Source organism: Methylobacterium sp. 4-46 (assembly GCF_000019365.1).
GTDB lineage: Bacteria > Pseudomonadota > Alphaproteobacteria > Rhizobiales > Beijerinckiaceae > Methylobacterium.
This window is the reverse complement of the sequence record NC_010511.1, coordinates 68,790-95,497: the sequence shown is the minus strand read 5'-3', so window position 1 is coordinate 95,497 and position 26,708 is coordinate 68,790. Positions and strand designations below refer to the sequence as shown.

25 protein-coding genes and 1 pseudogene are annotated in these 26,708 nt (G+C 74.6%); 21 read left to right on the top strand and 5 right to left on the bottom strand.

The annotated features are described in order from the left end of the window. Nucleotides 1-151 precede the first annotated feature (151 nt). The 3 genes from M446_RS00430 to M446_RS00420 all read left to right on the top strand — a co-directional run bounded on the left by M446_RS00430 (nt 152) and on the right by M446_RS00420 (nt 4,345). Nucleotides 152-1,315 (top strand): beta-glucosidase, encoded by a 1,164-nt coding sequence (locus tag M446_RS00430; protein ID WP_043701950.1) that lies wholly within the window; start codon nt 152-154, stop codon nt 1,313-1,315. Continuing rightward, nucleotides 1,305-3,119, top strand: a complete 1,815-nt coding sequence (locus tag M446_RS00425) for an ABC transporter ATP-binding protein (protein ID WP_012330088.1) — start codon at nt 1,305-1,307, stop codon at nt 3,117-3,119. Before M446_RS00430 ends, M446_RS00425 begins: the two co-directional genes overlap by 11 nt. Before the next feature lie 155 nt (nt 3,120-3,274). Beyond that, the gene (locus tag M446_RS00420) at nt 3,275-4,345 is read left to right on the top strand and encodes an alpha/beta fold hydrolase (protein WP_012330087.1); all 1,071 of its coding nucleotides are present in this window, start codon (nt 3,275-3,277) and stop codon (nt 4,343-4,345) included. Between the two features lie 191 nt (nt 4,346-4,536). Here M446_RS00420 and M446_RS00415 read toward each other — a convergent pair whose 3' ends face one another. Further along, on the bottom strand, nt 4,537-4,752 hold the full coding sequence (locus M446_RS00415; protein WP_012330086.1) for a hypothetical protein: 216 nt from the start codon (nt 4,750-4,752) through the stop codon (nt 4,537-4,539). 311 nt (nt 4,753-5,063) lie between these two features. Between M446_RS00415 and M446_RS00410 the strand changes: the two genes are divergently transcribed. The 8 genes and pseudogenes from M446_RS00410 to M446_RS00375 all read left to right on the top strand — a co-directional run bounded on the left by M446_RS00410 (nt 5,064) and on the right by M446_RS00375 (nt 13,635). Next, nucleotides 5,064-6,377, top strand: a complete 1,314-nt coding sequence (locus M446_RS00410; protein ID WP_012330085.1) for an HlyD family secretion protein — start codon at nt 5,064-5,066, stop codon at nt 6,375-6,377. Then, on the top strand, nt 6,374-9,109 hold the full coding sequence (gene rbbA / locus M446_RS00405; RefSeq protein ID WP_012330084.1) for a ribosome-associated ATPase/putative transporter RbbA: 2,736 nt from the start codon (nt 6,374-6,376) through the stop codon (nt 9,107-9,109). The genes M446_RS00410 and rbbA overlap by 4 nt, the downstream gene beginning before the upstream one ends. A gap of 3 nt (nt 9,110-9,112) precedes the next feature. Next, the gene (locus tag M446_RS00400; protein WP_012330083.1) at nt 9,113-10,252 is read left to right on the top strand and encodes an ABC transporter permease; all 1,140 of its coding nucleotides are present in this window, start codon (nt 9,113-9,115) and stop codon (nt 10,250-10,252) included. Nucleotides 10,253-10,340: 88 nt separating this feature from the next. After that, nucleotides 10,341-11,198 carry a universal stress protein gene (locus M446_RS00395; RefSeq protein WP_012330082.1) on the top strand — a complete coding sequence of 286 codons (858 nt, stop codon included), beginning with the start codon at nt 10,341-10,343 and terminating at the stop codon, nt 11,196-11,198. A gap of 264 nt (nt 11,199-11,462) precedes the next feature. Then, nucleotides 11,463-12,032, top strand: a pseudogene (locus tag M446_RS00390) (ABC transporter ATP-binding protein); the annotation flags it as partial. 397 nt (nt 12,033-12,429) lie between these two features. Beyond that, nucleotides 12,430-12,876 (top strand): DUF4186 domain-containing protein, encoded by a 447-nt coding sequence (locus tag M446_RS00385; protein WP_012330081.1) that lies wholly within the window; start codon nt 12,430-12,432, stop codon nt 12,874-12,876. Nucleotides 12,877-12,909: 33 nt separating this feature from the next. Next, nucleotides 12,910-13,314: a carboxymuconolactone decarboxylase family protein gene (locus M446_RS00380; protein WP_012330080.1), complete on the top strand. Its 405-nt coding sequence runs from the start codon at nt 12,910-12,912 to the stop codon at nt 13,312-13,314. Nucleotides 13,315-13,404: 90 nt separating this feature from the next. Continuing rightward, nucleotides 13,405-13,635 carry a hypothetical protein gene (locus M446_RS00375; protein ID WP_012330079.1) on the top strand — a complete coding sequence of 77 codons (231 nt, stop codon included), beginning with the start codon at nt 13,405-13,407 and terminating at the stop codon, nt 13,633-13,635. Here the strand turns inward: M446_RS00375 and M446_RS00370 are convergent. Continuing rightward, the gene (locus M446_RS00370) at nt 13,617-14,837 is read right to left on the bottom strand and encodes a DUF2252 domain-containing protein (protein ID WP_012330078.1); all 1,221 of its coding nucleotides are present in this window, start codon (nt 14,835-14,837) and stop codon (nt 13,617-13,619) included. The genes M446_RS00375 and M446_RS00370 overlap by 19 nt on opposite strands. A 222-nt stretch (nt 14,838-15,059) precedes the next feature. On the opposite strand from M446_RS00370, the gene M446_RS00365 reads away from it, so the two are divergent. Together M446_RS00365 and M446_RS00360 are read left to right on the top strand one after the other, a co-directional pair. Then, a complete protein-coding gene (locus tag M446_RS00365) occupies nt 15,060-15,731 on the top strand; it encodes an ATP-binding cassette domain-containing protein (RefSeq protein WP_012330077.1) in 672 nt (223 codons plus the stop codon). Continuing rightward, nucleotides 15,728-16,519: an ABC transporter permease gene (locus M446_RS00360; RefSeq protein ID WP_012330076.1), complete on the top strand. Its 792-nt coding sequence runs from the start codon at nt 15,728-15,730 to the stop codon at nt 16,517-16,519. The genes M446_RS00365 and M446_RS00360 overlap by 4 nt, the downstream gene beginning before the upstream one ends. Nucleotides 16,520-16,987: 468 nt before the next feature. Here the strand turns inward: M446_RS00360 and M446_RS38635 are convergent, their stop codons facing one another. Further along, nucleotides 16,988-17,200, bottom strand: a complete 213-nt coding sequence (locus M446_RS38635; protein ID WP_265576496.1) for a hypothetical protein — start codon at nt 17,198-17,200, stop codon at nt 16,988-16,990. 130 nt (nt 17,201-17,330) lie between these two features. After that, on the bottom strand, nt 17,331-18,698 hold the full coding sequence (locus M446_RS00350; protein ID WP_012330075.1) for a hypothetical protein: 1,368 nt from the start codon (nt 18,696-18,698) through the stop codon (nt 17,331-17,333). A gap of 204 nt (nt 18,699-18,902) precedes the next feature. Here M446_RS00350 and M446_RS00345 point away from each other — a divergent pair, with 204 nt between their 5' ends. The 5 genes from M446_RS00345 to M446_RS00325 all read left to right on the top strand — a co-directional run bounded on the left by M446_RS00345 (nt 18,903) and on the right by M446_RS00325 (nt 22,646). Then, complete coding sequence (locus tag M446_RS00345) at nt 18,903-20,246, top strand: APC family permease (RefSeq protein ID WP_012330074.1); 1,344 nt, start codon at nt 18,903-18,905, stop codon at nt 20,244-20,246. After that, nucleotides 20,243-21,337, top strand: a complete 1,095-nt coding sequence (locus tag M446_RS00340; protein ID WP_012330073.1) for a hypothetical protein — start codon at nt 20,243-20,245, stop codon at nt 21,335-21,337. Before M446_RS00345 ends, M446_RS00340 begins: the two co-directional genes overlap by 4 nt. Before the next feature lie 218 nt (nt 21,338-21,555). Beyond that, nucleotides 21,556-21,684, top strand: coding sequence for a hypothetical protein (locus M446_RS38630; RefSeq protein ID WP_265576495.1), 129 nt, complete (start codon nt 21,556-21,558; stop codon nt 21,682-21,684). Between the two features lie 149 nt (nt 21,685-21,833). Continuing rightward, nucleotides 21,834-22,127: a hypothetical protein gene (locus M446_RS00330; RefSeq protein WP_012330071.1), complete on the top strand. Its 294-nt coding sequence runs from the start codon at nt 21,834-21,836 to the stop codon at nt 22,125-22,127. A 117-nt stretch (nt 22,128-22,244) separates the two neighbouring features. After that, entirely contained in the window at nt 22,245-22,646 is a 402-nt protein-coding gene (locus M446_RS00325; RefSeq protein WP_012330070.1) for a MucR family transcriptional regulator, read from the top strand. 67 nt (nt 22,647-22,713) lie between these two features. On the opposite strand, the gene M446_RS00320 is transcribed toward M446_RS00325, so the two are convergent. Then, nucleotides 22,714-23,007: a hypothetical protein gene (locus tag M446_RS00320; protein ID WP_012330069.1), complete on the bottom strand. Its 294-nt coding sequence runs from the start codon at nt 23,005-23,007 to the stop codon at nt 22,714-22,716. 294 nt (nt 23,008-23,301) lie between these two features. Here M446_RS00320 and M446_RS00315 point away from each other — a divergent pair, with 294 nt between their 5' ends. The 3 genes from M446_RS00315 (at nt 23,302) to M446_RS00305 (ending at nt 26,025) form a co-directional block, all read left to right on the top strand. Then, entirely contained in the window at nt 23,302-23,985 is a 684-nt protein-coding gene (locus M446_RS00315; RefSeq protein WP_012330068.1) for an alpha/beta hydrolase, read from the top strand. A gap of 37 nt (nt 23,986-24,022) precedes the next feature. After that, the gene (locus M446_RS00310; protein WP_012330067.1) at nt 24,023-25,333 is read left to right on the top strand and encodes an erythromycin esterase family protein; all 1,311 of its coding nucleotides are present in this window, start codon (nt 24,023-24,025) and stop codon (nt 25,331-25,333) included. Between the two features lie 227 nt (nt 25,334-25,560). Continuing rightward, on the top strand, nt 25,561-26,025 hold the full coding sequence (locus tag M446_RS00305; RefSeq protein WP_012330066.1) for a YbhB/YbcL family Raf kinase inhibitor-like protein: 465 nt from the start codon (nt 25,561-25,563) through the stop codon (nt 26,023-26,025). Nucleotides 26,026-26,708: the final 683 nt, after the last annotated feature.

The following is a 26,708-nucleotide window of genomic DNA, read 5'->3' as shown; positions in this document are numbered from 1 at the left end:
GGTCGCGGGCGATCGGGCCCGGTGCGGGGCGTCGGGCGATGCTTGAACGGGGGGATGGCGGCAGCGGGCGCACCGGCCGGACCGCGGCGCCCGTGCCCGTCCCCGCGGGGCCGGCGGGCCCATGATCTGCCCGCCCATGATCTGCCCGCCCATGATCTGCCCACCGACGAGGGCGCCCGCACCCGGTTCGCCGTTCGGGAGCGTGTTCCTGGGCGGCTTCGAGTGCTCCACGCATCGCCGCGCCGACGGGCGGCGCCTCGACCTCCTGGCGGCGACCGGGCACGACCGGCACGCGCTCGCCGATTACCGCGCCCTGGCGCGGCACGGCCTCCTGGCCGCCCGCGACGGCCTGCGCTGGCACCGCATCGAGGCGGAGCCCGGGCGCTACGACTGGTCGAGCGCCCTGCCGCTGCTGGAGGCGGCGCGCGAGGCCGGGATGCGGGTGATCTGGGACCTCTGCCATTACGGCTGGCCCGACGATCTCGACATCTGGTCGGAGGCCTTCGTGAGCCGCTTCGCCGCCTTCGCGGCCGCGGCGGCGCGGCAGGTGCGGGCAGTCTCCGGCGCGCCCCCGTTCCTGTGCCCGGTGAACGAGATCTCCTACTGGGCCTGGGCCGGCGGCGAGGTCGGCCGGATCGGGCCCTGCGCGACCGGCTGCGGGGCGGCGCTGAAGCGCCAGCTCGTGCGCGCTTCCCTGGCGGCGACCCGGGCGGTGCGCGAGGTCGAGCCGGAGGCCCGGTTCCCGCACGCCGAGCCGGCGATCCACGTGGTCGGCGGCCCCGAGGCGGGCAGCGCGGCGGCGGCGGCCGCCTACCGGGAGGTGCAGTACGAGGCGCTCGACATGGCGAGCGGCCGGCTCGCCCCCGACCTCGGCGGCGGTCCGGACGCGCTCGACGTGGTGGGCCTCAACTTCTACCCGGACAACCAGTGGGTCCATGGCGGCGGCACCGTCCCGCTCGGCCACCACGCCTACCGGCCCTTCCGGGCCCTCCTCGCCGAGGCGCATGCGCGCTACGGCCGGCCGCTCCTGGTCGCCGAGACGGGGGCGGAGGGCAGCGCGCGGCCGGCCTGGCTCCACTACGTCTGCGGCGAGGTGCGGGCGGCGCGCGCCGCGGGCGTGCCGGTGCTCGGGATCTGCCTCTACCCGATCCTCGACTATCCGGGCTGGGAGAACGAGCGGCCCTGCGCGGTGGGGCTCCTCTCGGCCCCCGACGAGGCGGGCGCGCGCCGGACGGACGGCCCGCTCGCCCGCGAGATCCGCGAGCAGCGGGCCCGCTTCGCCGGCTCCGCGCAGGAGGAGACCGATGCGGCCTGAAGCGGGAGCGGCGGGGATTGCGGAGGAGGGGGCCGGGCCGGCGCATCTGCAGAGCGGCGGGCGCTTCATCCTGCGCCACCTGCGCGCGTGGCGCTGGCATTTCGGCCTGCTGTTCCTGCTCGTCGTCGCCTGCGCGTCCTGCGGGGTCGGGCAGCAGGTCGGGCTGAAGCTCCTGGTCGACGCCCTCGCCGGACCGCCGGAACTCGGGCGGGCCGCCCTCGCGGCGCTCGCCCTGTTCCTGGTGCTGATCGCCCTGGAGGCGGCGCTCGCCCGCCTGACCGGCTGGCTGACCTGCCGCACCACGGTGGGCGTCGGGGTCGACCTGCGCGCCGAGCTGTTCGACCACCTCGGTGGCCAGGCGATGCGCTACTTCGCCGAGAACCTCGCCGGGTCGCTCGGCCAGCGCATCACCGCGACGGCCGGCAATGTCGGCGCCCTCGTCAACACCCTGGTCTGGCGCATCGTCCCGCCGGTCGTCGACGTGGCGGGCGCCGTCGTCGTGTTCGCGAGCCTCGACGGATTCCTCACCCTGGCGCTCGTCGCCCTGATCCTGGTCGTCACGGGCGGGCTGATCTGGTTCGGCGCCCGGGGCCGGCCGCTCCACCGCGCCTATTCGGGCGAGGCGGCGACGATCGCCGGCGACCTCGTCGACACCATCACGCAGATGTGGACCGTGAAGGCCTTCTCGGCCCGGAGCCGCGAGCGGGCGCGGCTGGAGGCCGGCTTCCGGCGCGAGGCGGCGGCCCAGCGCCGCAGCTGGCTCTACCTGGAGAAGGCGCGCCTCATCCACGACGTCGCGCTCTGGGTCCTGGCGGCCGGCATCCTGTCCTGGACCCTCGTCCTGTGGAGCCGCGGCGGCGCGAGCGCGGGCAGCGTCGTGCTGGTGGCGAGCCTGACCCTGCGGATCCTGCACTCCTCGAAGGACATGGCGCTCTCGCTGGTCGACCTCGCCCAGCATTTCGGCTTCATCGAGGAGACGCTCGCGGTGATCGCCAAGCCCTGCACCGTGCGGGACGCGCCCGCCGCGCCCGCCCTGCGGTCGCGCGGCGGGGCGATCACGCTCGCGAACGTCACCTTCGCGTACGGGCCGGGCCGGCCCGCGCTGCGGGAGGTCAGCCTCACCATCCCGGCGGGCCAGAAGGTCGGCATCGTCGGGCCCTCGGGGGCGGGCAAGTCGACCCTCGTGCAGCTGCTCCAGCGGCTCCACGACGTGGACGAGGGCGAGATCCGCATCGACGGCCAGCCGATCGCGGGGGTGAGCCAGGATTCGCTGCGCGCGGCGCTCGCGGTCGTCCCGCAGGAGATCGGGCTCTTGCACCGCTCGGTGATGGACAACATCCGCTTCGCGCGGCCGGAGGCGAGCGCCGAGGCGGTGTGCGCGGCGGCCCGGGCGGCGTCCTGCGACGGCTTCGTGCGCCGCCTGCCCGAGGGCTACGACACGATCGTGGGCGAGCGGGGCGCGCGCCTCTCCGGCGGGCAGCGCCAGCGCATCGGCATCGCCCGCGCCCTGCTCAAGCGCGCCCCGATCCTGCTCCTCGACGAGGCCACCTCGGCCCTCGACACCGAGACCGAGATGGCGATCCAGGCCGCGCTCGTGCGGCTGATGCGCGACCACACGGTGATCGCGGTGGCCCACCGCCTGTCGACGCTGACCGCCTTCGACCGGATCCTGGTGGTCAACGAGGGCCGCATCGTCGAGGACGGGACGGTGCGGGACCTGCGCCAGGCGGGCGGCCTGTTCGCGCAGATGTGGCACTTGCAGGCGGAGGGGCTGTCCGGCGAGGCCGTGATGGACGCGGCCTGACGGGAGCGCGCCGTGCCGCGGGCGACGGCGGCGAAAGCCCGGTTGCGGCGCGCCCGGCGGGGGCGCAACTCCGCGCCGGCGCCGCCGTTGTCCCCGATGCGCGGCCCGCGGCGCCAGGATCCCCTCGGCGCGCCGCGCGGGAGCCTCGGGCGCGCGTGACGGCGTGGCTGGACGAGATGCGCCGCCAGACTGGGCGGATGGCCGACGCGCTCGGCTACGGGCCGCAGGAAACGCCCTGGCGGAGCGTCGCGGACCTGCCCGGCGCGCAGCTGCGGGCCTACCACGCGCGCGAGCGGGAAGACGGGCCCGTCCTGCTGATCTGTCCCGCGCCCTTCAAGCGGCCCTACATCTGGGACCTGATGCCGCCGGTGAGCGTGGTGCGGCGCTGCCTCGCGCGCGGCCTGCGCGTCTACCTCGTCGCGTGGCGCGATCCGGCCGCGCCGGAGGATCGCTGGGGCCTCGCCGACTACGCCGACCGCATCCCGAGCGAGGCGCTGGCCGCGATCGCGGCCGAGACGGGCGGGGCCGCGCCCATCCTCGCCGGCCACTCGCTGGGCGGCACCCTCGCGGCGATCTGCGCGGCGCGTCACCCTGGCGCGGTGGCCGGACTCGTCCTCCTCGACGCGCCGCTCGCCTTCGGGGAGGCCGGCGGGCCGCTCGCCCGGGCCGCGCGCGAGATCCCCGACCTGGCCGGGTTGCGCGCGACCCTCGGCGACCCGGTGCCCGGATCGGTCATCACCGCGCTCAGCCTGCAGGCCGCACCGGAGGTGTTCCGCCTCCAGCCGGCCCTCGATCTCGCCGCCTGCCTCGGCGATCCGCTCGCGCTCGCGGTGCATGCCCGCGTGGCCCGCTGGGCCCTCGACGAGTTCGCGCTGCCCGGGCCGTTCTTCGAGGACGTGCTGGCCCAGCTGTACCGGGAGGACCGGTTCCTGGCCGGCACGCTGCGGGTCGGCGCGCACAGGGTCGGGCTCGCCGGAGTGAGGGCGCCGATCCTGGCCGTGCTCAATCCCTCCGGCCTCATCGTCCCGCCCGAGTCCCTGCGCCGCGGCCTCGCCGCGGTCGCCGGCCCGCCCGCCGAGCTGCTGACCTACGAGGGCGAGCCCGGCCCGATGCTGCAGCATCTCGGGCCCCTGGTCGGGCCCGCGGCCCATGCGCGGCTCTGGCCCGGGATCCTCGACTGGATCCTGCGGCGCGCGGCCGCTCCCGGCGCGGCGGATCCGGCCTGAACCCGTCTCATCCGCTGTCCGGTGATCGTCCGGACAGCGGATCCCAAGCCCGCGCGGCGCGTGAGCGAAGCCGACATCCGCATGGCCGAAATGGGAGATGGCGAAGCAATCCGTCGGATGTCGTATGACCAGCCCGCGCGGCGCGTGAGATGCCGACATCCGCATCGCGACGCAATCCGTCGGATTGCGGATCACGCCACCTTGTCGGCGATCTCGCGCGCCTGACAGCTGTCGGCCCGGACCCGCCAATCCGCCACGCCCAGGCTGTGGCACAGCATCAGCTTGGCCTCCCGGATGGCCTGGGCCTCCGAGAAGCCGCGGACGACGCAGGTCCATTGCAGGACGCAGCGCTCGTGCCCGGTGTCGTCCGAGACGACCTTGCGAAAATCGACCGTGAACCTGCGCATTCGAGCAATCCCGCACCTCGAAGCAGCGACCATGGCGCGCCCGCTCGCGCGGGCATTGATCCAGCGCAAGCGGGCGCGTCCAGCCGGACGTTGCCGCGCGCGGGGGGCACGCCCCCTGATCCAGATCAATCCCGTGCGCCGCAGCGGTCCCTATCCTGCGGGCATGGTGATCCGGCGCTCGGTCGGGCCATCCGCGCGAGGGGTCGGGACTCGGCGGCCGCGCCGCCCGAACCGGCTCGGGCGCCGCGCCGGCCCGATCCTCGACCCTGCCGGAGGCACCGCTTCCCCGGACCACCGCGAGAGGAGCGATCGTGACCACCTCCCCCCCTGCCGAGGCGTCGCCCGAGGTCTCGGTGCGGCCGGACGGGCCGGCATCCGCCGCCCGATCCCTCGTGCCCGTGCCGCCGCCGCCCGCGGCCGCGCCCCGCCCCGTCCCGCGCATCCCCGCCGCCCGGCGAGCCCTGCGCTTCGCCGTCCTCGCCGCGCTCCTGCTCGGGGCGGGCGGCGGGGGCTACGCGTGGTGGCGCGCCCACCAGCCCTGGCTTCCCGCGGGTTTCGCGCAGGGGAACGGCCGCCTCGAAGCCGACGAGATCGACATCAGCACGAAGTTCGCCGGGCGCCTCGCCCAGGTCCTCGCCGACGAGGGCGACCTCGTCCGGGCCGGTCAGGTCGTGGCCGTCATGGACACGCGGGACCTGCAGGCGCAGATGGGCCAGGCCGAGGCGATGGCCGGCCAGGCCGCCCAGGCGGTCGAGGAGGCCGACAGGACCCTCGCCCAGCAGGAGACCGCCATCCGCAGCAGCGAGGCGACGGTCGCCAGGGCCCAGCGCGCCCTCGACGAGGCGAATGCCAACCTGCAGCAGGAGCAGAGCCGGCTGCGGCTCGCCAAGCAGGAACTGGCGCGCACCAGCACCCTCGTGGGCAAGGGCTTCGCCACCCACGAGACCCTCGATACCCGCCAGCAGGTCGTGGACGTTGCCCTCGCGGCGGAGGCCGCGGCCCGCGCCCGGATCGGCGCGGCCGAGCACGCCCTGGCGGCCGCCCGGGAAGCGGCCGCGGGCGCCGTCGCGGCGCGCGACGCCGCCGCGGCCCGGGTCGGGGCGACCCGCCACGCCCTCGATGCCGCCCGCCACAGCGTCGACTTCTACCGGGTCAACATCGCGGACAATTCCCTGACCGCCCCCCGCGACGGGCCGATCCAGTACCGGATCGCCAATGTCGGCGAGGTGCTCGCCGCGGGCGGCAAGGTCCTCACCATGCTGGATGCCGGCTACGTCTACATGGACCTGTACCTGCCGACCGCCGAGGCCGGGCGGGTGACGCTCGGGGCCGAGGGACGCATCGTCCTCGACGCCTATCCGGACCACGTCATCCCGGCCAAGGTGGTGTTCGTGGCGAGCCGCGCGCAGTTCACGCCCAAGACCGTCGAGACCCGCGACGAGCGCGACAAGCTGATGTTCCGCATCCGCCTGCGCGTCGATCCGGAGCGCCTGAAGGGCCGCGAGGCCCTGGTGCGGGCGGGGCTGCCCGGGATCGGCTACGTGCGCACCGACGCCGCCGCCGCCTGGCCGGCGCGCCTCGCCCCGAGCGCGCCGCCGAGCCTGCCGCTGGCGAGCGCCCGATGACGCGGGCCGCACCGGATGCCGGCCCCGTCGCCCGCGTCGAGGGGCTCTCGCATCGCTACGGCAAGCGCCGCGCCCTCGACGCGGTCACGCTGTCGCTCCCGGCGGGGTGCGTCGTCGGGCTGATCGGCCCGGACGGCGTCGGCAAGTCCTCGCTGCTCGCGATCCTGGCCGGGGCGCGGCGGATCCAGCAGGGCCGGGCCCGCGTGCTCGGCGGCGACATCGCCGATCCCGCCCACCGGGCGGCGATCTGCCCGCGCGTCGCCTACATGCCCCAGGGGCTCGGGCGGAACCTCTATCCGGACCTCAGCATCCGCGAGAACATCCTGACCTTCGCGCGCCTGTTCGGGCAGGCCGGGCCGGAGCGGGAGGCGCGCATCGGCGCGCTCCTCGCCGCGACCGGGCTCGCGCCCTTCGCGGACCGCCCGGCCGGCAAGCTGTCGGGCGGGATGAAGCAGAAGCTCGGGCTGTGCTGCGCGCTGATCCACGAGCCCGACCTGCTGATCCTCGACGAGCCCACGACCGGCGTCGACCCGCTCTCCCGCCGCCAGTTCTGGATCCTGATCGACCGGATCCGCGAGAGCCGCCCCGGCCTCTCGGTGCTGGTGGCGACCGCCTACATGCAGGAGGCGGAGCGGTTCGACTGGCTCGTGGCGATGAATGCGGGCCGGATCGTCGCCACGGGCTCGGCCGCCGCGCTGAAGCGGGCGACCGGCACGCACGACATCGAGGCGGCCTTCGTGGCGCTGATCTCGGACGGGGCGCCGCCCGCGCCCCGCGCCCCCGCGCCGCCGCGGCCGCAGGGTGCGGGCGAGCCGATCATCACGGCGCGGGGCCTGACCTGCCGCTTCGGCGCCTTCACGGCGGTCGACCGGGTGAACTTCAGCATCGGGCGCGGGGAGATCTTCGGCTTCCTCGGCTCGAACGGCTGCGGCAAGACCACGACCATGAAGATGCTGACCGGGCTGCTGCCGCCGAGCGAGGGCGAGGCGCTGCTGTTCGGCCGGCCGCTCGATCCGGGCGACCTCGCGACCCGCAAGCGGGTCGGCTACATGTCGCAGGCCTTCTCGCTCTACGCCGAACTCACCGTCCGGCAGAACCTCGACCTGCACGCGCGCCTGTTCGGCCTGCCGGCCGCGGCCGCGCGGGCCCGGGTCGCCGAGCTGATCGCGGAATGCGGCCTCGCCGACCATGCCGACCACGCGGCCGAGGACCTGCCCCTCGGCCTGCGCCAGCGGCTGTCCCTGGCGGTCGCCATCGTGCACGCGCCGGACCTGCTGATCCTCGACGAGCCGACCTCCGGCGTCGACCCGATCGCCCGCGACCAGTTCTGGGACCTCCTCACCGACCTCGCGCGCCGCCGCGGCGTCACGATCTTCGTCTCGACCCATTTCATGAACGAGGCGGAGCGCTGCGACCGCATCGCCCTGATGGATGCCGGCCGGGTGCTGGCGACCGACACGCCCGCGGGCCTGATCCGGGCGCGGGGCGCGGCGAGCCTGGAGGAGGCCTTCATCGCCTGCCTGGAGGAGGCCGCCGCCGAGCGCGGCGCCGCCGCGGGCCCGCCCGCCTGGATCGCCCCCCGGGAGGCGCCCCGGGCCGGGCCGGCGCGGGCCTTCAGCCTGCGCCGCCTGCGGGCCTGCGCGATCCGCGAGACGCTCGAACTCCTGCGCGACCGCGTCCGCCTCGGCTTCGCGATCCTGGGCACGAGCTTCCTGATGCTGGTCTTCGGCTTCGGCATCTCGACCGACGTGAACAGCCTCACCTTCGCGGTGCTCGACCGCGACCACAGCCACGCCAGCCGCGCCTACCTGTCGGCCCTGCGCGGGTCGCCGTACTTCGAGGAGCGGGCGCCGCTCGCCGACGACGCCGAACTCGCGCGCCGGCTCGCCAGCGGCGAGATCGCGGCGGCGCTGGAGATCCCCCCGCATTTCGGCCGCGACCTCGCCCATGGCCGCCCGACCGAGGTCGGCGCCTGGATCGACGGCGCGCGGCCCTTCGTCGCCCAGACGATCCGGGGCTACCTCTCGGCGCTGAACGAGAGCGCGCTGGAGGACAGGCTGCTGCGGGTGCCCCCGCGCCCCGGCCCCCCGGCCGAGGTCGCGCTGCGCTTCAAGTACAACCAGAGCTTCAATAGCGTCTACGCGATGGTGCCGGCCCAGATCGCGCTCCAGCTCGCCCTGATCCCGGCGATCCTGATGGCGCTCGCCGTGGTGCGGGAGCGGGAGCTCGGCTCGATTACCAACCTGTTCGTCACGCCGGTGACGCGCCTCGAATTCCTGGTCGGCAAGCAGCTGCCCTACGTGGCGCTGGCCATGCTGAATTTCGGGCTGATGCTCGCCATGGCGGAACTCGTGTTCCGCGTGCCGCTCAAGGGCAGCCTCGCGACGCTGGCGGCCGGGACCCTGCTCTACGTGACGGCGACGACCGCGTACGGGATGCTGGTCTCGACCTTCGCGCGCACGCAGATCGCGGCCCTGTTCGGCACCGCGATCCTGACCGTGGTGCCGGCGACGATGTTCGCCGGCATGCTGGTCCCGGTCTCCTCCCTGGCGGGCGGGGCGCGGGTGATCGGCGGCCTCTTCCCGATGACCTACTACCTGCCGCTGAGCGTCGGCACCTTCACCAAGGGTCTCGGCCTGGCGGACCTCGCCCCGAACCTCGTCGCCCTCGCGCTGTTCGTGCCGGCGCTGACCGGGCTCGCGCTCCTGATGCTGCCCCGGCAGGAGCGCTGAGGCATGGGCCCGATGCGCTCCGCCCTCACCATCTTCTGGCTCGGCACCAAGGAGCTGCGCAGCGTCCTGCGCGACACCGTGATGCTCGGCCTCGTGATCTACAGCTTCTCGCTCGCGATCCTGATGCAGGCGCAGAGCAGCTCGCAGGAGGTCCGCAACGCCTCGGTGGGGATCGTCGACGAGGACCGCTCCGCCCTCTCGCGCCGCATCGCCGGCGCCTTCCTGCCGCCGGTCTTCCGCCGGCCGCAGCCGCTGGCGGAGCGCGACATCGTCCCGGCGATGAATGCCGGGCGCTACACCCTGGTCCTCGACATCCCGCCGAATTTCGAGCGCGACCTCCTCGACCGGCGCCCCGCCGCCCTCCAGCTCGACATCGACGCCACCGCCATGGTGCAGGCCGGGCTCGGCGCCTCCTACGCGCAGCAGATCATCCTCGAGGAGATCTCGGGCTTCCTCGCCCGGGCCGGGCGGGCCGGGCCCGCGCCGGTCACCCTCGCGTCGCGGGTCGCCTACAATCCCAACACCGAGACGCCCTGGTTCACCAGCGTGATGGGCATCATCAACAACGTCACCATGCTGGCCATCATCCTGGCGGGCGCGGCGATCGTGCGCGAGCGCGAGCACGGCACCCTCGACCACCTGCTGGTGATGCCCGTGCGGCCCTTCGAGATCGCGATGGCGAAGGTCTGGGCCAACGGCGCGGTCATCCTCGTGGCGGTGGCGGCCTCGGTCGAGATCGTGGTGCGCCGGCTGCTGCACGTGCCCATCGCCGGCTCCGTGCCGCTCTTCCTAACCGGCACCGCGGTCTACCTGTTCTTCGCGACGGCGGTGGGCCTGTTCCTCGGCACGCTCGCCCGCTCGATGCCGCAGCTCGGCCTGCTCTACCTCCTCGTCTACCTGCCGCTCGCCATGCTGTCGGGCAGCAACACGCCGCTGGAGAGCATGCCGGCCTGGCTCGCCCGGATCCTGCAGGCCTCGCCGACGGTGCACTACGTCGCCTTCGCGCAGGCGATCCTCTACCGCGGGGCGGGGTTCGGCGTGGTCTGGCCGCGGCTCGTGCTGATCGCGCTGATGGGCGGCCTCTTCCTGGTGCTCGCCCTGCGCCGCTTCCGCCTCGCCGCGGACGCGGCGGCGCGCGGCTGAAAGCGGCGCGTCCACACGCGGAGATTGATCCGGCGCAAGGCAGCGGCGGCGGACGGGCGCATCCTCCGGGGATCGGAGGAGACGAACCATGGTGATGCGCTGCATTCTGGTGCCGCTCGCGGCCGACCTCGACCCATCGCCCGCGCTCGACGCCGCGGGGCGGCTCGCGCGGCGGCTTCGCGCCCACGTCACCGTGGCCTATCTCGCCCCGACGGTGGAGCAGGTCCTGGCCCCGCTCGCCGGGCTGCCCGCCTCCTCCCTGACCGTCTCGGCGATCAAGGAGGGGCAGCGCCTCGCCGCCGCGCAGGCGCGCGAGCGCGTCGCCGCCTGGTGCGGCCGGGAGGGGATCCCGCTCGCCGACGCGCCCGAGCGCCTCGACGCCACCTTCCTGCGCTGGACGGAGGTCGAGGGCGACGCGGACCACGCCCTGACCATGCTCGGGCGCATCCACGACCTCGTCGTGGTGGGGCGGCCGCGGGCCGGGACGCCCTTCACCGAGGCCGCCTTCGACACGGCCCTGTTCGCGGTCGGGCGGCCGGTCCTGATGGTCGGCGAGGCCGTGCCGGACGACCTGCTGCGCCACGTGGTGATCGCCTGGAACGGCAGCCTGGAGGCGACGCACCTCGTCGCGCAGTCGATCGCCCTCCTGCACGAGGCGGACCGCGTCACGGTGATCGAGGCCGAGACGGCCCGCAGCGGCGAGACCCGGCTCGCCGACCTCGGCGCCTATCTGCACTGGCACGGCATCCAGGCCGACTCGGCCCGGGTGCGCCTCGCGCCCGGCGAGACCGAGGGGGAGGGGATCCTGGCGGAGGCCGCGCGGCGCGGCGCGACCCTGCTCGCGATGGGGGCCTTCACGCATAGCCGCGTGCGCCAGCTCCTGCTCGGCGGCGTGACAAGGCACGTGGTGGCGCGGGCGGAGATCCCGGTCCTGATGGCCCATTGAGGCCGGCGCGCGGGTCGGCCTCCTCCCCGGCCCGCGCCGCGAGGATGAAATTACCAAGATCTCTCGTTACAAGAATATATTCGTCTCGTTGACGCTGACTATTTCCCGCTGATAAAAAATTTACAGGCAGTCGATCGAGCTGCGCCGAGGGCGCGAGCCGGGCAACGGAAAGTTCCCGCGAGTGTCGATACGCAACCGATACGGTGTCGGCCCGCAACGCGGCGGCGCCGCGACCTTGACGCGCGGACCGAGCGGTCGCGCGCGCTCCACGTCCCCGAGGCGACCCGGGCGGTGAACGGCGCCCCCCTGGAGGGGCCTCACCCGTCGCGGGGCGTGGTGTTCCAGGACCCAGCCCTCTATCCCTGGCGCAGCGTCGCCGGGAACGTGGCGGTCGGGCCGGAGGCAAGCGGCGTCCTGGCCCGCGACCGCGCCGCCGCCGCCCTGGCGCTGGTCGGGCTGTCGCCCTTCGCGGACGCCTTCCCGCATCAGCTCTCGGGCGGCATGGCCCAGCGCGTGGCGCTCGCCCGCGCCCTCGTGAACGAGCCGCCGCTGCTGCTCCTTGACGAGCCCCTGGGCAAACTCGACTCGCTGACCCGCCTGACCATGCAGGCCGAATTGCTGCGGCTCTGGCAGGAGAAGGGCTTCGCCGCCCTCCTGGTCACCCACGACGTCGAGGAGGCGCCGATGCTCGCCGGTCGCGTTCTGGTGTTCTCGGACCGGCCGGCACGCATCCGGGCGGATCTCGCCCACGACCATCCCTGCCCGCGCCACCGCGATGATCCCGCCCTGGTCGAGGCCCGCCGCCGGATCCTCGACCTGCTCGGGACGGCCTGATGGCCACCGGGGCCGCCCGGCGCGGCCCCGGTGGCCACCCTCACGGGCGCGGCAGGCGCGGCCTCGGCGCACCGGCCCAGGCGGAAGAGAGCGGCTGATTCAGCAATGCATAGGATCTCGACAGCGCTTCCATCGACCGCGCCAAGCATCGAAGGTCTACCTCACGCACCATCAGGTTGCGCCACAGCCTCTCGCGTGTCGTATCGCGGCAACGATTGGCACGCGTGATCTGAGTATGTCTGGTCATGGCCCGCCCTCCTGGGCCATTATACGTCGGGAAAGGCTGTTCGAAGCAAGAGAGAACCGGGAGAGATAAGGCCGGGCCGGCGCCGCCTCCGGCTTGCGCCGCCGCTCCCGGGCGGGCATCCGATTGCGAGGAAGTGGGGAGGGCTCAGCGATGCGGTCGCTCGACGAGGTGTTCGACCGGCTCCCGCACTCGGCCTTCCGGCGGCGCTTCGGCCTGGGAGCGGCCGAGCGGGACGTCCTTCGCCGGATCGGGTGGGCCGGGATGACCGCCCATGCGCGGGACTTCGTGGCGCGGCGCCTCGCGCCGGCCCGACCGGACCGGGACGGCAAGCAGACGCCGTTCCGGGGCCACCCCGTCTTCGTCGCCCAGCACGCCACGGCAACCTGCTGCCGGGGCTGCCTGGCGAAGTGGCACCGCATCCCGCCCGGCCGCCCGCTCACACCGGCCGAGCAGGACCACGTCGTGGCGGCCCTCGCGCGCTGGCTGCGCGCCCAGGCACCGGAGTTGGGGCAGGCGCAGGAGTTGGGGCAGGCGCCGGGCGCCGGGAGCGCGCCCGACGCCTCGGTGGACGCGCTCCCCCTGTTCCGGCAGCGTTGAGCCCGAACCCCGACCAGCGAGGAGCGCGAGGGCATGGCGACCGTGAGATTGTGGAGCGACGGCGAGGCCGAGGCCGATCCGCGCGTCAAGGCGGTGTTCGACGACATCCGGGCGACGCGCGGCTCTCCCTTCATCAACAACTTCTGGCGCGGCCTGGCCAACCAGCCCGCGGTGCTGGAGCGCATCTGGAGGAGCCTCAAGCAGGTGATGGCGGCGGACGGCGCCCTCGACCCGCTGACCAAGGAGCTGATCTACATCGCGGTGTCGACCGCGAACGGCTGCAGCTACTGCATCCACTCGCACACCGCCGCGGCGCGCGCCAAGGGCATGAGCGAGGCGCAGCACGGCGAGTTGCTCGCCGTGATCGGCATGGCGTCCGAGACCAACGCCCTCGTCACCGCGATGCAGATCCCGGTGGATCCCGAGTTCCAGGCCTGACGGAGGGGCCGCAGGACGGCTCGGCTCGACGGGCGCGCGGTTCGGGCGCCTCGCTCCCGCGACGTCCTCCCGCCTCGAAGGAGAAGGCCCGTGATCCGTCGCACCCTCCTGTGCCGCGCCCTCGCGCGCTCGGCCGCGCTCCTGGCGGGCGGGGCCGCGATCCTGGCGGGCGGGGCCGCCCGCGCGGCCGAGATCCGGGTCGTCAGCGCGGGCGGCTTCGCGGCCGCCTGCCGGGCCCTCGCCCCGGATATGGAGCCCCTCGGGACGGGCCGCCGAGGGCCGGCCGATGCGGGGCGCCGCGGTCAGGCGGCCTCGGCATAGCGCCGGCAATGCTCCAGGTAGCCGACCTCGTGGCGCCCCGCGAGCTCGACGACGCTCGACCACAGCCAGGACGGCGCGCCATCGGCCTGGCGCCGGTCGCGCAGCACCTCCTCCCGCCACGCCGCGCGGTCGGCCTCGGGCATCTGCCCGCCATGCGCCCGGCCGACCACGCGGGCGAGGTAATGGGCCGCCGCGACGGCCTCCTCGCGGCTGAACTGGTCCACGTCGAGCTTGAGATCCTGGGGCAGAAGTTCGCGCAGCACGACCGGGCGGCCGAGGAGCCGGGCCGGCAGCATGCGCTCGCCGAGGGCCGGCGACAGGGCCCGCGCGCCCGCCACGACCCGCTCGGCGGGATCCTCGGGCATCCGAACGCCGGGCGCCGGCGGCGCGGCGGCCCGCACGGCCTCCTTCAGGTCGACCAGGGCGAGGCTGCGCCCCTCGGGCTCGGCGATGCGCACCAGCGCCGCGTAGCGCAGGAAGCCGAGCGAGCTGCAGCCCTTCATCCAGTAGGCGGCGTCGATCAGGCGCACCTCCGCTTGCGGGCTGCGCCGGTTGAGCGCCAGGACGAGGTCGCGCACGCCCTCGCTGCGGAAGAGCGCCTCGATGGCCTCGCGCTCGGTCGGCTCCAGGGCCCAGAACTTGCGGCCGAGGGGGATCGCCGGCTCGACATCCTTCAGCCGCTCGCGGGCGAGGTGCTTCCAGCGCCGCCCGAGGGCGCGGCGGCGGACCACCCTGACCACCTCGGGCTCCTGCGCGGCCTCCTGGGCGGCCTCCTGCGCGCCCTCCCGCGCCGCGGGGCCGGCGAGGCCGAGCGCGTAGCCGCGGACCATCTCGTCGAGCATCCGCGCCGTGACGACGCCCGGCAGGTTCGAGCCGCGGGCGGCGCTGGCGAGGGACAGGCCGAGCCGCACGAGATCGTGGGTCGGGTTGCCGATGACCGTCTGGTCGAGGTCGCGGATCTGGATCTCGACCCGGCCCTCCGCATCGGCCAGCGGACCGAGATTGCCCAGGTGGCAGTCGCCGCAGATCCAGACCGGCGGCCCCTCGGGCAGGGTGCCGCGCGCGAGGGTACCCAGCCACTCGTAGAATTTCAGGGTGTTGCCCCGCACGTAGGCGTGGGCCGACCTCGCCATCTTCAGGGTCCGCTGCCGCTCCAGCACCGATTCCCGCTCCGCGGCCCCGATCACGCCGTTCCCGCTCATCCACACCCCTTCGCGTCGCTGCCGCGCCGTGGCCGCGGCGCTGCATCAACGCACGGGAACAGAGCGGCAACGCGCGACGAATCGTAGCTGTGGGGGATGAGGAGGCCGGCCGGCGCGTGGGCGGCCGGCGGCCCGCCGCGGCGGTGGCCGTGACGTCCGGCGCTGGCACGGCGCCCGCGCCGCGCTAAACGGGGCCGGCGCGGCGGGCGGAGGAGGCCGGGATTGAGCATCGCAGCACGGGGGCGGACGGACGCCCCGGCGCCCGGGCCGGGCAGGGAGCGCGAGGGCCCGCGCGGCCTGCAGGTGGAGGCGCTGCGCAGCCCGCTCGCCGGCCCGTTCGACCTGTCCGTCGCGCCCGGGGAGATCGTGACCATCGCGGGCCCCTCGGGTGCCGGCAAGAGCCTGTTCCTGCGCATGATCGCCGATCTCGACGTGAATTGCGGGCGCGTGCGGCTCGACGGGCGCTGCCGCGCGGCGATGCCGGCCCCGGAATGGCGCCGGCTCGTTCCCTACGTGGCGGCCGAATCCGGCTGGTGGGGCGAGACCGGGGCCGCGCATTTCGCGCCCGGGCGGCGCGGCGCGGCCGCCTCCCTCGCCGCGCGGCTCGGCCTTCCGGCCGGCTGCCTCGACGGCCCGGTCGCCACCCTCTCGACGGGCGAGCGCCAGCGCCTCGCGCTGATCCGCGCCCTGGTCCTGACCCCGCCGGCCCTGCTGCTCGACGAGCCGACCGGCCCCCTCGATCCGGTCGCGACCGCGTCCGTCGAGGCCGTGCTGCGCGAGCGGGCGGCAGCGGGGACGATCGTCCTGATGGTCTCGCACGACTCGGCGCAGAGCGGACGGCTCGCCGCGCGGCGCCTGCGGATGGCGGGCCGGCGGCTCGAGGCGGTGGCGTGACGCCGATCAGCCTCGGCGCCGCCGACCTCGCCCTCGCGGCCGCCCTGGTGGTGCTGGATGCGGGCCTCTCGCTCGCCCTGCGCCTGGACCTCCACCGCCAGATCGCCCTGGCGGCGGCCCGGATGGTCGTCCAGCTGATCGGCGTCGGCTACCTGCTGCGCCTCGTCTTCGCCCTCGACGACCCGCGCGCGACCCTCGTGCTGGTGCTGGCGATGAGCCTCGTGGCGGCGCGCGAGGTGGCGGCGCGGCCCGAGCAGCGCTTCCGCGGCCTCGTCACCGAGGGCATCGGCCTCGGCGGCGTGCTCCTCGCCACGGCGGCGACCTGCGGCCTCGCCCTCGCGACGGCGATCCGCCCGACGCCCTGGTACGATCCCCGCTACGCGATCCCGCTCGCCGGCATCGTGCTCGGCTCGGTGCTGAACGCCGCCAGCCTCACGCTCGACAGCCTGCTCGGCGGGGTCCGGCGGGAGCGGGCGGCGATCGAGGCCCAGCTCGGGCTCGGCGTGCCCTTCGCCGAGGCCGTCGCGGGCCCCGTCCGCACGGCCGTCCGCCGCGGGCTCCTGCCGGTCATCAACCAGATGTCGGCCGCCGGCATCATCACGCTGCCCGGGATCATGACCGGGCAGATCCTGGCCGGCATGGACCCGGTCGAGGCGGTGAAGTACCAGATCCTGCTGCTGTTCCTGCTCGCCGGCGCGAGCGGCCTCGCGGCCCTCGCGACCGCCCTCCTGGCCCGCCGCGCCCTGACCGACGACCGCCAGCGCCTGCGCCTCGACCGGCTCGCCTGACGGGGCCCGCGCCCGTCAGGGGTGGGCCGAGGCGTCGAGGAAGTGCACCAGGGGAACGCGGAGTTCGTGCGCGGTGAGGTCCGCGGGGCCGGTCGCGGCCGCCGGCATGGCGGCCCGCCGGTAGGCGGCGGAGTCGAATTGCGGCGACGGGTCGAGGTCGCGGGTCGCCCCGCAGCGCAGGAGATGCGCGAAGGGATCGCGGTTCGGGCCGATCTCCCGCCCGTGCCGCGCGAGGTAGTAGGCGAGGTCGAAATGCGGGTTCGGCGCGACGCGCTGGGAGCGGCGATGCGCGAGGTAATGGGCGAGGGCGGTCGTGCCGGCCGGGACGCCGTAGGTCCGCCGGTACCAGGCCGGGTCGAAATACGCGATCGGCCGGCAGCCCGCCGCCTCGCCCCCGGCGAGGTAATGGGCGAGGGGATTGGCGAGGGAACCCGCCCGCGGCGCCCGCGCGAGGTAGCGCGCCCGGTATCAGGCCGGGTCGAAGCAGAGGTTGGGGCGGCGGCCCTCCCGCCAGCCGAATTCGCAGAAATGAACCACCGGGTCGAGGCCGGCCGCCAGGACGTCCTGTCCCTCCATCAGGTAGTAATTGACGTCGAGGAGGCCCGAGCGCCGGATCGCCTCGGCCTCGTCCGCCTGCGCGGCCCGCGGACCTCCCGCCCGCCCGACCAAACGCCGCGCCATCCGTCTCAGAACCCGCACGTCCGGCCTCTGTCCGTCCCTCCGGCCCAGCATAGCGCGCGGGCGCGCGGCGAGCCACGCGCCCTGCGTGCGTAAGACGGAGAATACAACCTGCTGCGGGGAGGCCCCTGCCTCAGCGCCCGAGGGCCGCGAGGGAGGCGTCGCTCGGCCGGTCGAGGGGCAGGCGGCGCAGGATGTCGGCGACCGGGTCCTCGGCCCAGGCCTGCGTGACGAAATCGGCGTGGGTCACGTCGGGGCCGGCGGGAAGGAAGGTCGCCCCGCCCGCGAGGGTCTCGGGGAGTTGCCGGCCGACACTCACCCCGCGCCGGGCGAGGCCGCGCTCCAGCTCGGCGTTGCGCGCCTCCGTGAACCGCGTGTAGGCGCTGACCAGGAAACGGCCGCCGCCGCGCGCCGCGAAGGCCGCGTAAGTGTCGGCCTCGCCGTAGAGGGCGTCGAGGAGGACGACGCCGCGCACGCGGCGCGCGCCGGCCGCGTCCCTGAGGCTCCAGGCCGCCGGGGCGAAGCCGCCGCTATAGGCGACGAGCACGACCGGCATCGTGGCGAAGAGCCCGCGCGGGGCGCCCGTCCGCTCCGCCAGCCGCGAGGCGGCCTCGTCGAGGAAGCGGCCGAAACCTCCCGGCTCCCAGAACCGTCCCGCGCTCGAATCGCGGGCATCGACCGCGAATTGCGGGGCCAGCAGGACCGCGTTGACGCCCGCGCCCGTCACCTGCGCGGGCAGGCGCTGGCGCAGCAGCACGTCGCGGCCCAGGATCGCCCCGTGCCCGTGATAGTACAGGACGAGCACCGCCGGCCGGTTCGGGTCGAACCCCGCCGGAACATGCATCAGCACCCGGCTGTCGTTGAAGGTCTCGCTCTCCCACAGCACCTGGCCGCGGGCGGTGCGGTGGCCGCGCGCCCCGTCCCGGACCACGTCGAGGAAGGGACCGCGCTCGGGCACCGCGCCGTCGTACGGGAACGGAGCCGTCGCGAAGGCGACGAGTTCGGTCGTGCCGGCGAAGCCGGGCCGGCGCGCGGGCGCGGGCGTCGCGACCTCGCCCGCGCGGGCGGGGCGCTCCTCCGGCGCGGAGGGGGACTCGACCGCGGCGCGCTCCCGGGTCGCGGAGCGCTCCAGGACCGCGGAGCGCTCAGGGGGCGCGGGCGCGGCGGCGAGCGGGGCGGGCGCGGCCGACGGCTCGACGAGGGACCGGCAGGCCGCCGTCTCGCCCAGGAAGGCGAGCAGCGCCGCGGCGGCGACGTGGCGGTTCCGGCGCCGCCAGCGGGCCGCCGGGGTCGTGGGGCGGCGGAAGGGCAGGAGGCCCGCGCCGGGCGACGGGACGGCGTCGCCCGGCCCGTCCGGCCACGGCACCGGGCCGCACACCGCGACGGCGCCGCGCAGGGAGGTGGCGCGGTGGCCCGCCCGGAGCCAGGCCCCGACGAGGGTCTCAGGCCCCGCTTCGCCGGGGAGGCGCCGACCGGTCCCGCTGCCCATCTGCCCGCCCATCGCTCGCCGTCCCGCCCCGCCCGGACGCGTCACCGACCGCCGGACGATGGCCGGAACATGGTTAATGATGTCTTACCGGACCCGCTCTTCTCCTCCGCACGCGGCCGTGTTCATTCGAAAACCGCGCGCGGATACGGCTTGTAAACTGCTCATCCTTTAAGAATAGCGGCTGTGGCTTTTTCGAGGCCGGCGTGGACACCAGTCATGACTGAGCCTCCCACAGCATCCCGGCCGGCCGCGACGATCACCACCCTGGCCGCCACGAGCATCGTGGTCGCCGACATGGTCGGCGTCGGCGTGTTCACCAGCCTGGGCTTTCAGGTCAAGGACATCTCGTCCGGATTCGGCCTTCTCCTCCTCTGGGTGATCGGGGGCGCCGTCGCCCTGTGCGGGGCGTTCTGCTACGCCGAACTCGCCGCGATGTTCCCGCGCTCGAGCGGGGAGTACAATTTCCTCACCCGCTGCTACGGCCCGGCCCTGGGGTTCCAGGCGGGCTGGCTGTCGGCGACGGTCGGCTTCTCGGCACCGGTCGCGCTCGCGGCCATGGCCTTCGGCCAGTACGCCCGCGCGATCCTGCCCGAGGCCCCGCCGCTCCTCCTCGGCCTCGGCGTCGTCTGGGCGGTCGCGGCGGTGCACCTGCGCGGGGCGCGGCACAGCACGGCCTTCCAGGTCGGCTTCACGCTCCTCAAGCTCGCGCTCATCCTGGCCTTCATCCTGGCCGGCTTCGCGCGGGGCGGCGGGCAGCCGATCAGCTTCGCGCCGAGCCAGCTCGATCCCGCCGAGGTGCTGAGCGCGTCCTTCGCGGTCAGCCTCGTCTTCGTGATGTACGCCTATTCGGGCTGGAACGCCGCCACCTACATCGTGGGCGAGATCCGGGAGCCGCAGCGCAGCCTGCCGCGGGCGCTCCTCCTCGGCACCGGGACGGTGATCCTGCTCTACGTCGCGCTCAACGCCGTCTTCCTCTCCACGACGCCGGTCGCGGAGCTCGCGGGACAGATCGACGTCGCGCTGATCGCGGGCCGGCACATCTTCGGGGAGGAGGGCGGGCGGGTCGTCGGGGCGCTGATCTGCGCCGGCCTGATCCCGACCATCGGCGCCATGACCTGGATCGGGCCGCGGGTCACCGTCGCCATGGGGGAGGATTTCGCGCCCCTCGCGCCGCTGGCGCGGCGCTCCGCCGGCGGCGTGCCCCGGGCCGCGATCGTGCTGCAGGCGGGCATCGCCAGCCTGCTCCTCCTCACCCGGAGCTTCGAGGCCGTCCTCGACTTCGTCCAGGTCTGCCTGCTGCTCTGCTCCTTCCTCACCGTGCTCGGGCTGGTGCGGCTGCGGATCGTGCGGCCCGACCTGACGCGGCCCTACCGGGCCTGGGGCTACCCGGTCACGCCGGCGATCTTCCTCGGCGTGACCCTGTTCATGATGATCCACCTGCTCGCGGTCCGGCCGCTCGAATCCCTCGCGGGCCTGCTGATGATGCTCGCCGGCCTCCTGCTCTTCGGGCTCGCCGCCGCGCAGCCGCAGGGCGACGCACGCAAGGCGCTCTCGCAATGAGACAGATCCTCCTCGCAAGCCTGCTGGTCCTGCCCCTCGGCGTCGCCGCCGCGGAGGCGCCGAGCCCGGACGCGACCGCGCGCTTCCTCGCCGGGATGCCGGCCCCGCCCGGCGCGATGCTCGCCCGGCTGGAAACCGACCCGGCCTGGAAGCAGCACGCGGGCGCCTTCACGGCCGCCTTCCGGACGGTCGAAACGCGCCAGCTCGGGAAGATCCGGGCGTGGTCGCAGGCCAACCTCACGGCCCGCCGCGGCACCGTCTACTACCTGTTCAGCGGGCCGGACTTCCTCTACGCGGACAGCTTCTTCCCGGACGCCTCGACCTACGTGCTGGCCGGGCTCGAGCCGGTCGGCAGCGTGCCCGACCCGGCGAAGCTGCCGCGCGGCAGCCTCGCTTCGGTGACGCGCAGCCTGAGGACCTCGCTGCACACCGTGCTGAACTTCAGCTTCTTCCGCACGCTCAGCATGCGCGACGACCTGCGGGCGAGCCCCGCGACCGGGACGCTGCCGGTGCTCTACGTCTTCCTCGCCCGCGCCGGGAAGACGATCCGCGGCGTCGAGTTCGTGCACCTCGATCCGCAGGGAACCCTGAATGCGGGAGCCGCCGCCGGGGCGGGGACGCCTGGGGTCCGCATCACCTTCGCGCGCCCCGGCGGGCCCGACCAGACGCTCTACTATTTCAGCGCCAACCTGGACAATGACGGCTTCCCCAAGAGCGGGCTCGCGCCCTTCTGCGAGCGGCTCGGGATCGGCGACGGGCTCGTGAAGAGCGCCTCCTACCTGATGCACGACGGCCATTTCTCGGAGGTGCGCCGCTTCCTGCTGCGGCAGACCTCGACGCTGCTGCAGGACGATACCGGCGTGCCGGCGGCGATGTTCGGGCCCGAGTGGGAGCTGCGGCCCTACGGCCGCTACACCGGCCCGATCGGCCTGTTCGCCGGCCGCTACCAGCCGCGCTTGGCCGAGCTGTTCCGGCGGCAGCCGCCGCGTCCGCTCGGCTTCGGCATCGGCTACCGGTACCGGCCCGACGAGTCGAGCCTGATCCTCGCCACCAAGCGCGAGGCGCAGGTGCTGCGGCCCACGCTCGAGTGATCCGGGATCCGCTTGATCGAAGCGGATCCCGGATCACGAGCCTGCGCGGCGCCTGAGCGCGGCGCCTGAGCGAAGCCGACATCCGCATGGCCGAAATGGGAGATGGCGAAGCAATCCGTCGGATGTCGGATGACGCCGCCCGCCCCGGGGCGGCCGGGCGGAGCGCCCGGGCGCCCGGCGCGTTGGTCCTGCGCGCCGCCAGGGGGAGGTCCGCCCAGATGCGCCTCGCCGCCGCTCTGCTGACCATCCTGGCGCTGGGGCTCCTGATGCTGGCCCCCGCGACGGTGGCGCTCCCGGTCTCGGCGCTGCTCCTCCTCGCCTGGCCGCTCCTCGACCGCGGGCGCTGACCCGGTCGGGTGCGGCGCGCGCAAAGCCCGTGCCGGCCCGCGGCACGCCCGAGACGGGATCGGACGGTTCATGATCGGCCGCCGAGCCGGGCGCGAGCGTGCCCGCGCCGCACTGGCGGGCGGCGCGCCCGGCATGCGACAGAGGCGCGATGATCCGTCTGCTGAAGCACGTGCTGATCGAGTTCGGCCCCGACCGCGACGCCGAGATCGACGCGGCGGTGGCCGCCATCCTCGCCACCTTCCCGGAGGCGCAGATCGCCCTCGCCCCGGGGCTCCTCGACGACGACCTGCTGCTCGAAGTCCGCATTCCGATCGCCCGCATGGCCGAGTGGCCGCTGGTGGCCGGTCGCGCGCAGCCCCCATCCTCCGCATCGGCCTCCGCATCGGCGCACGACCCCGCGGACCCGGCGAGCGCCCGCCCGCACCACCTCTCGTCTGAATGAACCGCACCCGCCGCGATCATCGCCCGAGCAACGTTTAGCCGTTATCTGGTGAAATCCAGTTGACACACCGGTGGCCCGGTCACAGACAGCCGAGGTTTGCAACCCCCGGTACGTTCGATGAGTGACGAGTACGCAACCGAGCTCGATCCGATTACGATGGCGGCGGATATCATCGCGGCCTACGTCTCCCACAACAGTGTCCCGGTGGCCGAACTGCCGGCCCTGATCCAGGCCGTCTACGACCAGCTCGGGCGGCTCGGGCAGCCGCCGGCTCCCGAGCCCGAGCGGCCGGTCCCGCCGATCCCGATCAAGAGGACGGTGACGCCGGACGCGATCATCTCGCTGGAGGACGGCCGGCCCTACAAGTCCCTGAAGCGTCACCTGAGCACGCGGGGGCTCACGCCCGAGCAGTACCGGGACAAGTGGGGCCTCCCGCCCGACTACCCGATGGTGGCGGCGAACTACGCGGCGCAGCGCTCCGAGCTCGCCAAGGCGAGCGGCCTCGGGCGCCGCCGCTGAGGCCGCGCCTCGGCCCTCCACCACGCGAGAGGCCCTCGGCGCCCGGGCGCCGAGGGCCGCTTCCGCCTCAGCCGCGCGAGCTGGGGTCGGAGAGCTTCCTCAGATTTTCCGGCGGCGTCTCCGCCTCGGTCGCCTCGACCGTCCCGACGCTGCCGCCCGACACGGCGTCGAGGCGCGCCCGGTCGGAGGCGATGCGGACCACCTCCGCCTCCCAGTCGGGCTCCTCGTTCATGCGCCGCTGCAGGTCCTCCGGGTTCGCCACGTCGAGCGGGCTGTCCTGGCCGAAATCCTGGCCGTTGCGGTCCGCGTAGGCGTCGAAGCTCTTCAGGTTGGGCCGCGGCTCCGGTTTCGTCTGCGTCATGACACTCTCGCCTGAGGGAAGGAGCGGGTCGGGTCCCCGGCCGTCGCGGCCCGCGGCACCCGCCCTGACCAACGGGTCACCCGGCCTCCTGTTCCGGATCAGCAGAGCCACAGTCCATCCTCCACGCGCCGCGCCGTTGCGGCCGTTCCGCCGGCAATTCACGCAGATCAATCGCGGTCCGGATCACCCTTCACGCCAAAAATCCAGGAACAGCGGCCGCCGATCTTGCTTTGATGACATGCGATCGGGCGCGTGCGCCGGGATCGCGGCAGCGGGACGAGCGGGAGCGCGACCATGCCCGAGGCGGCCGCCCATGCGCAGGGCATCCTGATGGCGAGGCCCGACGCGGCGGCGGGACCCGGGCTCCCGGCCGGGACGAATGCGATCGGCCTCGGCGGCACCCGCGACGGGCTCGTCCAGGTGCCGGGCGTCGCGCCGCCGGGGCGGCGACCGCCGCTCCTCGTCATGCTGCACGGGGCGGGCGCCTCGTCCGCGGACGTCCTGCCGATGGTCGCGTCCTGCGCGGAGCAGCACGCGGTCGTGGTCCTCGTCCCGGATTCGCGGGGGGCGACCTGGGACCTGATCCAGCGCGGCTACGGGCCGGACGTGGCCTTCCTGGACGCGGCCCTCGGGCGGCTCTTCGCGCGCCAGGCCGTCGACCCCGCCCGCATCGCCGTCGCGGGCTTCTCGGACGGGGCCTCCTACGCCCTCTCCCTCGGCCTCGCGAACGGATCCCTGTTCGGGGACGTCCTCGCCTTCTCGCCGGGCTTCTGCGCTCCCGCGCGCCGGGAGGGAACGCCGCGGATCTTCCTCTCGCACGGGCGGGAGGACCCGGTCCTGCCCTTCGCGCGCTGCGGCGACCGGGTGGCGGGCGCGCTGGCGCGGGACGGCTACGACGTCGCCTATCGGCCGTTCAGCGGCGGCCACGCGGTGCCGAGCCCGCTCGTCGCGGAGGCGTTCCGGCGCTTCCTCGCCTGAGCCCGCGCGGCCACGCGATACAACCGGAGGTTGAAGCATGGCCGATCCAGCCGCCGAGGCGGACCTTGTCAGGCTCCTGCGGGAGCGTCTGGTGCCGCTGCCGCCGCCGAGCGAGCCCGGGTTCGGCGCCCTCGCGGACCGCTTCGCGGCGGCGCGGGTGGTGCTGCTCGGCGAGGCCACGCACGGCACGCGCGAGTTCTACGAGGCGCGCGCCGCCCTGACGCTGCGGCTGGTGGCGGAGCACGGCTTCCGCATCGTCGCGTTCGAGGCCGACTGGCCGGACGCGGCCGGGATCGACCGCTACCTGCGCGGCGCGGCCGAGACGCCGTTCCCGGACGGCGGCTTCGCGCGCTTCCCGACCTGGATGTGGCGCAACCGCGAGGTCCTCGCCCTCGCGGAGGGCCTGCGCAGCGTCAATGCCGGGCGCCCGCCGGGGGATCAGGTGCGCGTGCGCGGCCTCGACGTCTACAGCCTCGGCGCCTCGATGGCGGCGGTGCTCGACTACCTCGACCGGGTCGACCCCGCCGCCGCCCGGCAGGCGCGCGAGCGCTACGGCTGCCTCTCGCCCTGGCACGCCAAGCCCGAGCGCTACGGGCGCGAGGTGATGTTCGGCGCCAAGCATCCCTGCGAGGACGCGGTCGCCGCGATCCTGCGGGACCTGCAGGAGAAGCGCGCCGCCTACGCGGCCGACGACCCGGATTCCTACCTGGACGCGGCCCAGAACGCCCGCATCGTGCGGGCGGCCGAGCAGTATTACCGCATCATGTATCGCGGCTCGGTCGAGTCGTGGAACATCCGCGACCGTCACATGTTCGACACGCTCCAGCACCTGATGGGGCGGCACGCCAAGGCGGTGGTCTGGGCGCACAACTCGCATATCGGCCATGCGGGCGCGACCGCGATGGGCTGGGAGGGCGAGTTCAACATCGGCGAACTCGCCAAGACCGCCTACGGCGAGGACGCGGTGCTGGTCGGCTTCGCCACCGATCGCGGGACCGTGGCGGCCGCCCACGACTGGGACGAGCCCATGGAAGTGATGACCGTGCGGCCGGTGCGCGAGGACAGCCACGAGGCCCTGTTCCGGGCGGCGGGCCTCCCCCGCGCCGTCCTGGACCTGCGCGAGCCGAGGGCTGCCGCCCTGCGCGAGGCCTGGGCGGCGCCCCGGCGCGAGCGGGCGATCGGCGTCGTCTACCGGCCCCGCACGGAGTTGCAGAGCCACTATTTCGAGGCCGTGCTGCCCGACCAGTTCGACGCCGTCCTGTGGTTCGAGGAGACGGCGGCCGTGACGCCGCTCGACCGCGCCCCGCCCCGGCGGGGCGAGAGCGAGACCTACCCGAGCGGCCTCTGAGCGGGCCTGCTTTGGCAGCCCGGCGCGTCGTCCGCGACGCGCAGCGCCCGATCACGCTGCACTCGGATCCTACTCTAGGTCATTGATTTTGCCGCGTTTTCTTCGACGTTCCGGTATCCACTTCGTCGGAGGACGCTCTAGATCGTCGATAGGCCCAAGGTTTTCGTCGCAGGACCGGCGGCCGCATTTGTGAAGCCTGCTCAGGACCGCATGCAGAGGAGGACCCGATGGCCTTCACCCTGACGAGCCCGGCCTTCGCGAACGGGGCGCTGCTCCCGTCCCGCTACGCCCGGCACGGCGAGAACCTGTCGCCGCCGCTCGCCTGGAGCAATCCGCCGCCGGACACGCGCAGCTTCGTCCTGATCCTGGAGGATCCGGACGCGCCGGCCCCGTCCTTCCGGCACTGGGTGATCTACGACATCCCGCACGAGCGGCGCCACCTGCCCGAGGGCGGCAGTTCGGGCGCGGCGGTCGAGGGCCTGCCCCACGCGGTCAACGGTTTCCGCAACGCCCATTACGACGGCCCGGCGCCGCCGCCCGGCGACCCGCCCCACACCTACCGCTTCCGGTTGCTGGCGCTCGGCATCGCGCATCTCGGCCTCGACGGGCAGCCCTCGGCGGCGCAGGTCTGGGACGTGGCCCGGGAGAACATTCTCAGCGAGGCCGAACTCACCGCCACCTTCCGGAGGTGAGACGCTGTCGGGACGATCACGTCCGGACCGCGTCTGACACGCCCGCGCGGCGCGTGAGCGAGGCCGACATCCGCGTGGCGACGCATTCCATCGGATTCCGCCTGAGACGCGGCGGCACCGGATCGCGCGCCGATCACGCCCGCCCCGGACCGGAGCGACGGAGGGAGACGCGCATGAGCCCCGGGCGCGGGCCACAGCAGCCTGTCGACGGGCACCACGGGCGCGGCCGCCGTGCCGCCCGGCGGGACCGGGGCCGGCGCCGGTTCGGGGAGCGGCCGCTGAGCCGGCGGGGATCCGGATCCGGGCGCGGCGCGGAATTCTCCCGCCCCGCTCAACGCCGGTGAACGCGCCCGCGGCCCGAACCGGGATGGTTGGTGCAGGAACGCTCGGCACAGGGACGCTCGGCCGGGCGGGGCACCACCGGGAGCAGGCCGCATGCTGACCACGCGCAGGGACACCGGCGGGGGCGGGGGAACGGCGGCGCCCCGGGACGAGGCCGCCCGCCTCGACCGCGCGCCTTCCTGCGCCGCTCCGGGCTGACCGCGGGCGGGCTCGCCGCCCTCGGCGCGCTGCGGCCCGGCGCCCTGCGCGCCGCCCGGGCCGCCCGGGCCGCCGGCTCGGCGGTGAGCGGGCCCGAGGTGACGATCCGCAAGAACATCTGCACGCATTGTTCGGTCGGCTGC

Coding starts and splice junctions, on each gene's coding strand:
- M446_RS00430 (WP_043701950.1), top strand. CDS start 152: ATGATCTGCCCACCGACGAGGGCGCCCGCACCCGGTTCGCCGTTCGGG.
- M446_RS00425 (WP_012330088.1), top strand. CDS start 1,305: ATGCGGCCTGAAGCGGGAGCGGCGGGGATTGCGGAGGAGGGGGCCGGG.
- M446_RS00415 (WP_012330086.1), bottom strand. CDS start 4,752: ATGCGCAGGTTCACGGTCGATTTTCGCAAGGTCGTCTCGGACGACACC.
- rbbA (WP_012330084.1), top strand. CDS start 6,374: ATGACGCGGGCCGCACCGGATGCCGGCCCCGTCGCCCGCGTCGAGGGG.
- M446_RS00400 (WP_012330083.1), top strand. CDS start 9,113: ATGGGCCCGATGCGCTCCGCCCTCACCATCTTCTGGCTCGGCACCAAG.
- M446_RS00395 (WP_012330082.1), top strand. CDS start 10,341: ATGGTGATGCGCTGCATTCTGGTGCCGCTCGCGGCCGACCTCGACCCA.
- M446_RS00385 (WP_012330081.1), top strand. CDS start 12,430: ATGCGGTCGCTCGACGAGGTGTTCGACCGGCTCCCGCACTCGGCCTTC.
- M446_RS00380 (WP_012330080.1), top strand. CDS start 12,910: ATGGCGACCGTGAGATTGTGGAGCGACGGCGAGGCCGAGGCCGATCCG.
- M446_RS00370 (WP_012330078.1), bottom strand. CDS start 14,837: ATGAGCGGGAACGGCGTGATCGGGGCCGCGGAGCGGGAATCGGTGCTG.
- M446_RS38635 (WP_265576496.1), bottom strand. CDS start 17,200: ATGGCGCGGCGTTTGGTCGGGCGGGCGGGAGGTCCGCGGGCCGCGCAG.
- M446_RS00350 (WP_012330075.1), bottom strand. CDS start 18,698: ATGGGCGGGCAGATGGGCAGCGGGACCGGTCGGCGCCTCCCCGGCGAA.
- M446_RS00345 (WP_012330074.1), top strand. CDS start 18,903: ATGACTGAGCCTCCCACAGCATCCCGGCCGGCCGCGACGATCACCACC.
- M446_RS00340 (WP_012330073.1), top strand. CDS start 20,243: ATGAGACAGATCCTCCTCGCAAGCCTGCTGGTCCTGCCCCTCGGCGTC.
- M446_RS38630 (WP_265576495.1), top strand. CDS start 21,556: ATGCGCCTCGCCGCCGCTCTGCTGACCATCCTGGCGCTGGGGCTCCTG.
- M446_RS00330 (WP_012330071.1), top strand. CDS start 21,834: ATGATCCGTCTGCTGAAGCACGTGCTGATCGAGTTCGGCCCCGACCGC.
- M446_RS00325 (WP_012330070.1), top strand. CDS start 22,245: ATGAGTGACGAGTACGCAACCGAGCTCGATCCGATTACGATGGCGGCG.
- M446_RS00320 (WP_012330069.1), bottom strand. CDS start 23,007: ATGACGCAGACGAAACCGGAGCCGCGGCCCAACCTGAAGAGCTTCGAC.
- M446_RS00315 (WP_012330068.1), top strand. CDS start 23,302: ATGCCCGAGGCGGCCGCCCATGCGCAGGGCATCCTGATGGCGAGGCCC.
- M446_RS00310 (WP_012330067.1), top strand. CDS start 24,023: ATGGCCGATCCAGCCGCCGAGGCGGACCTTGTCAGGCTCCTGCGGGAG.
- M446_RS00305 (WP_012330066.1), top strand. CDS start 25,561: ATGGCCTTCACCCTGACGAGCCCGGCCTTCGCGAACGGGGCGCTGCTC.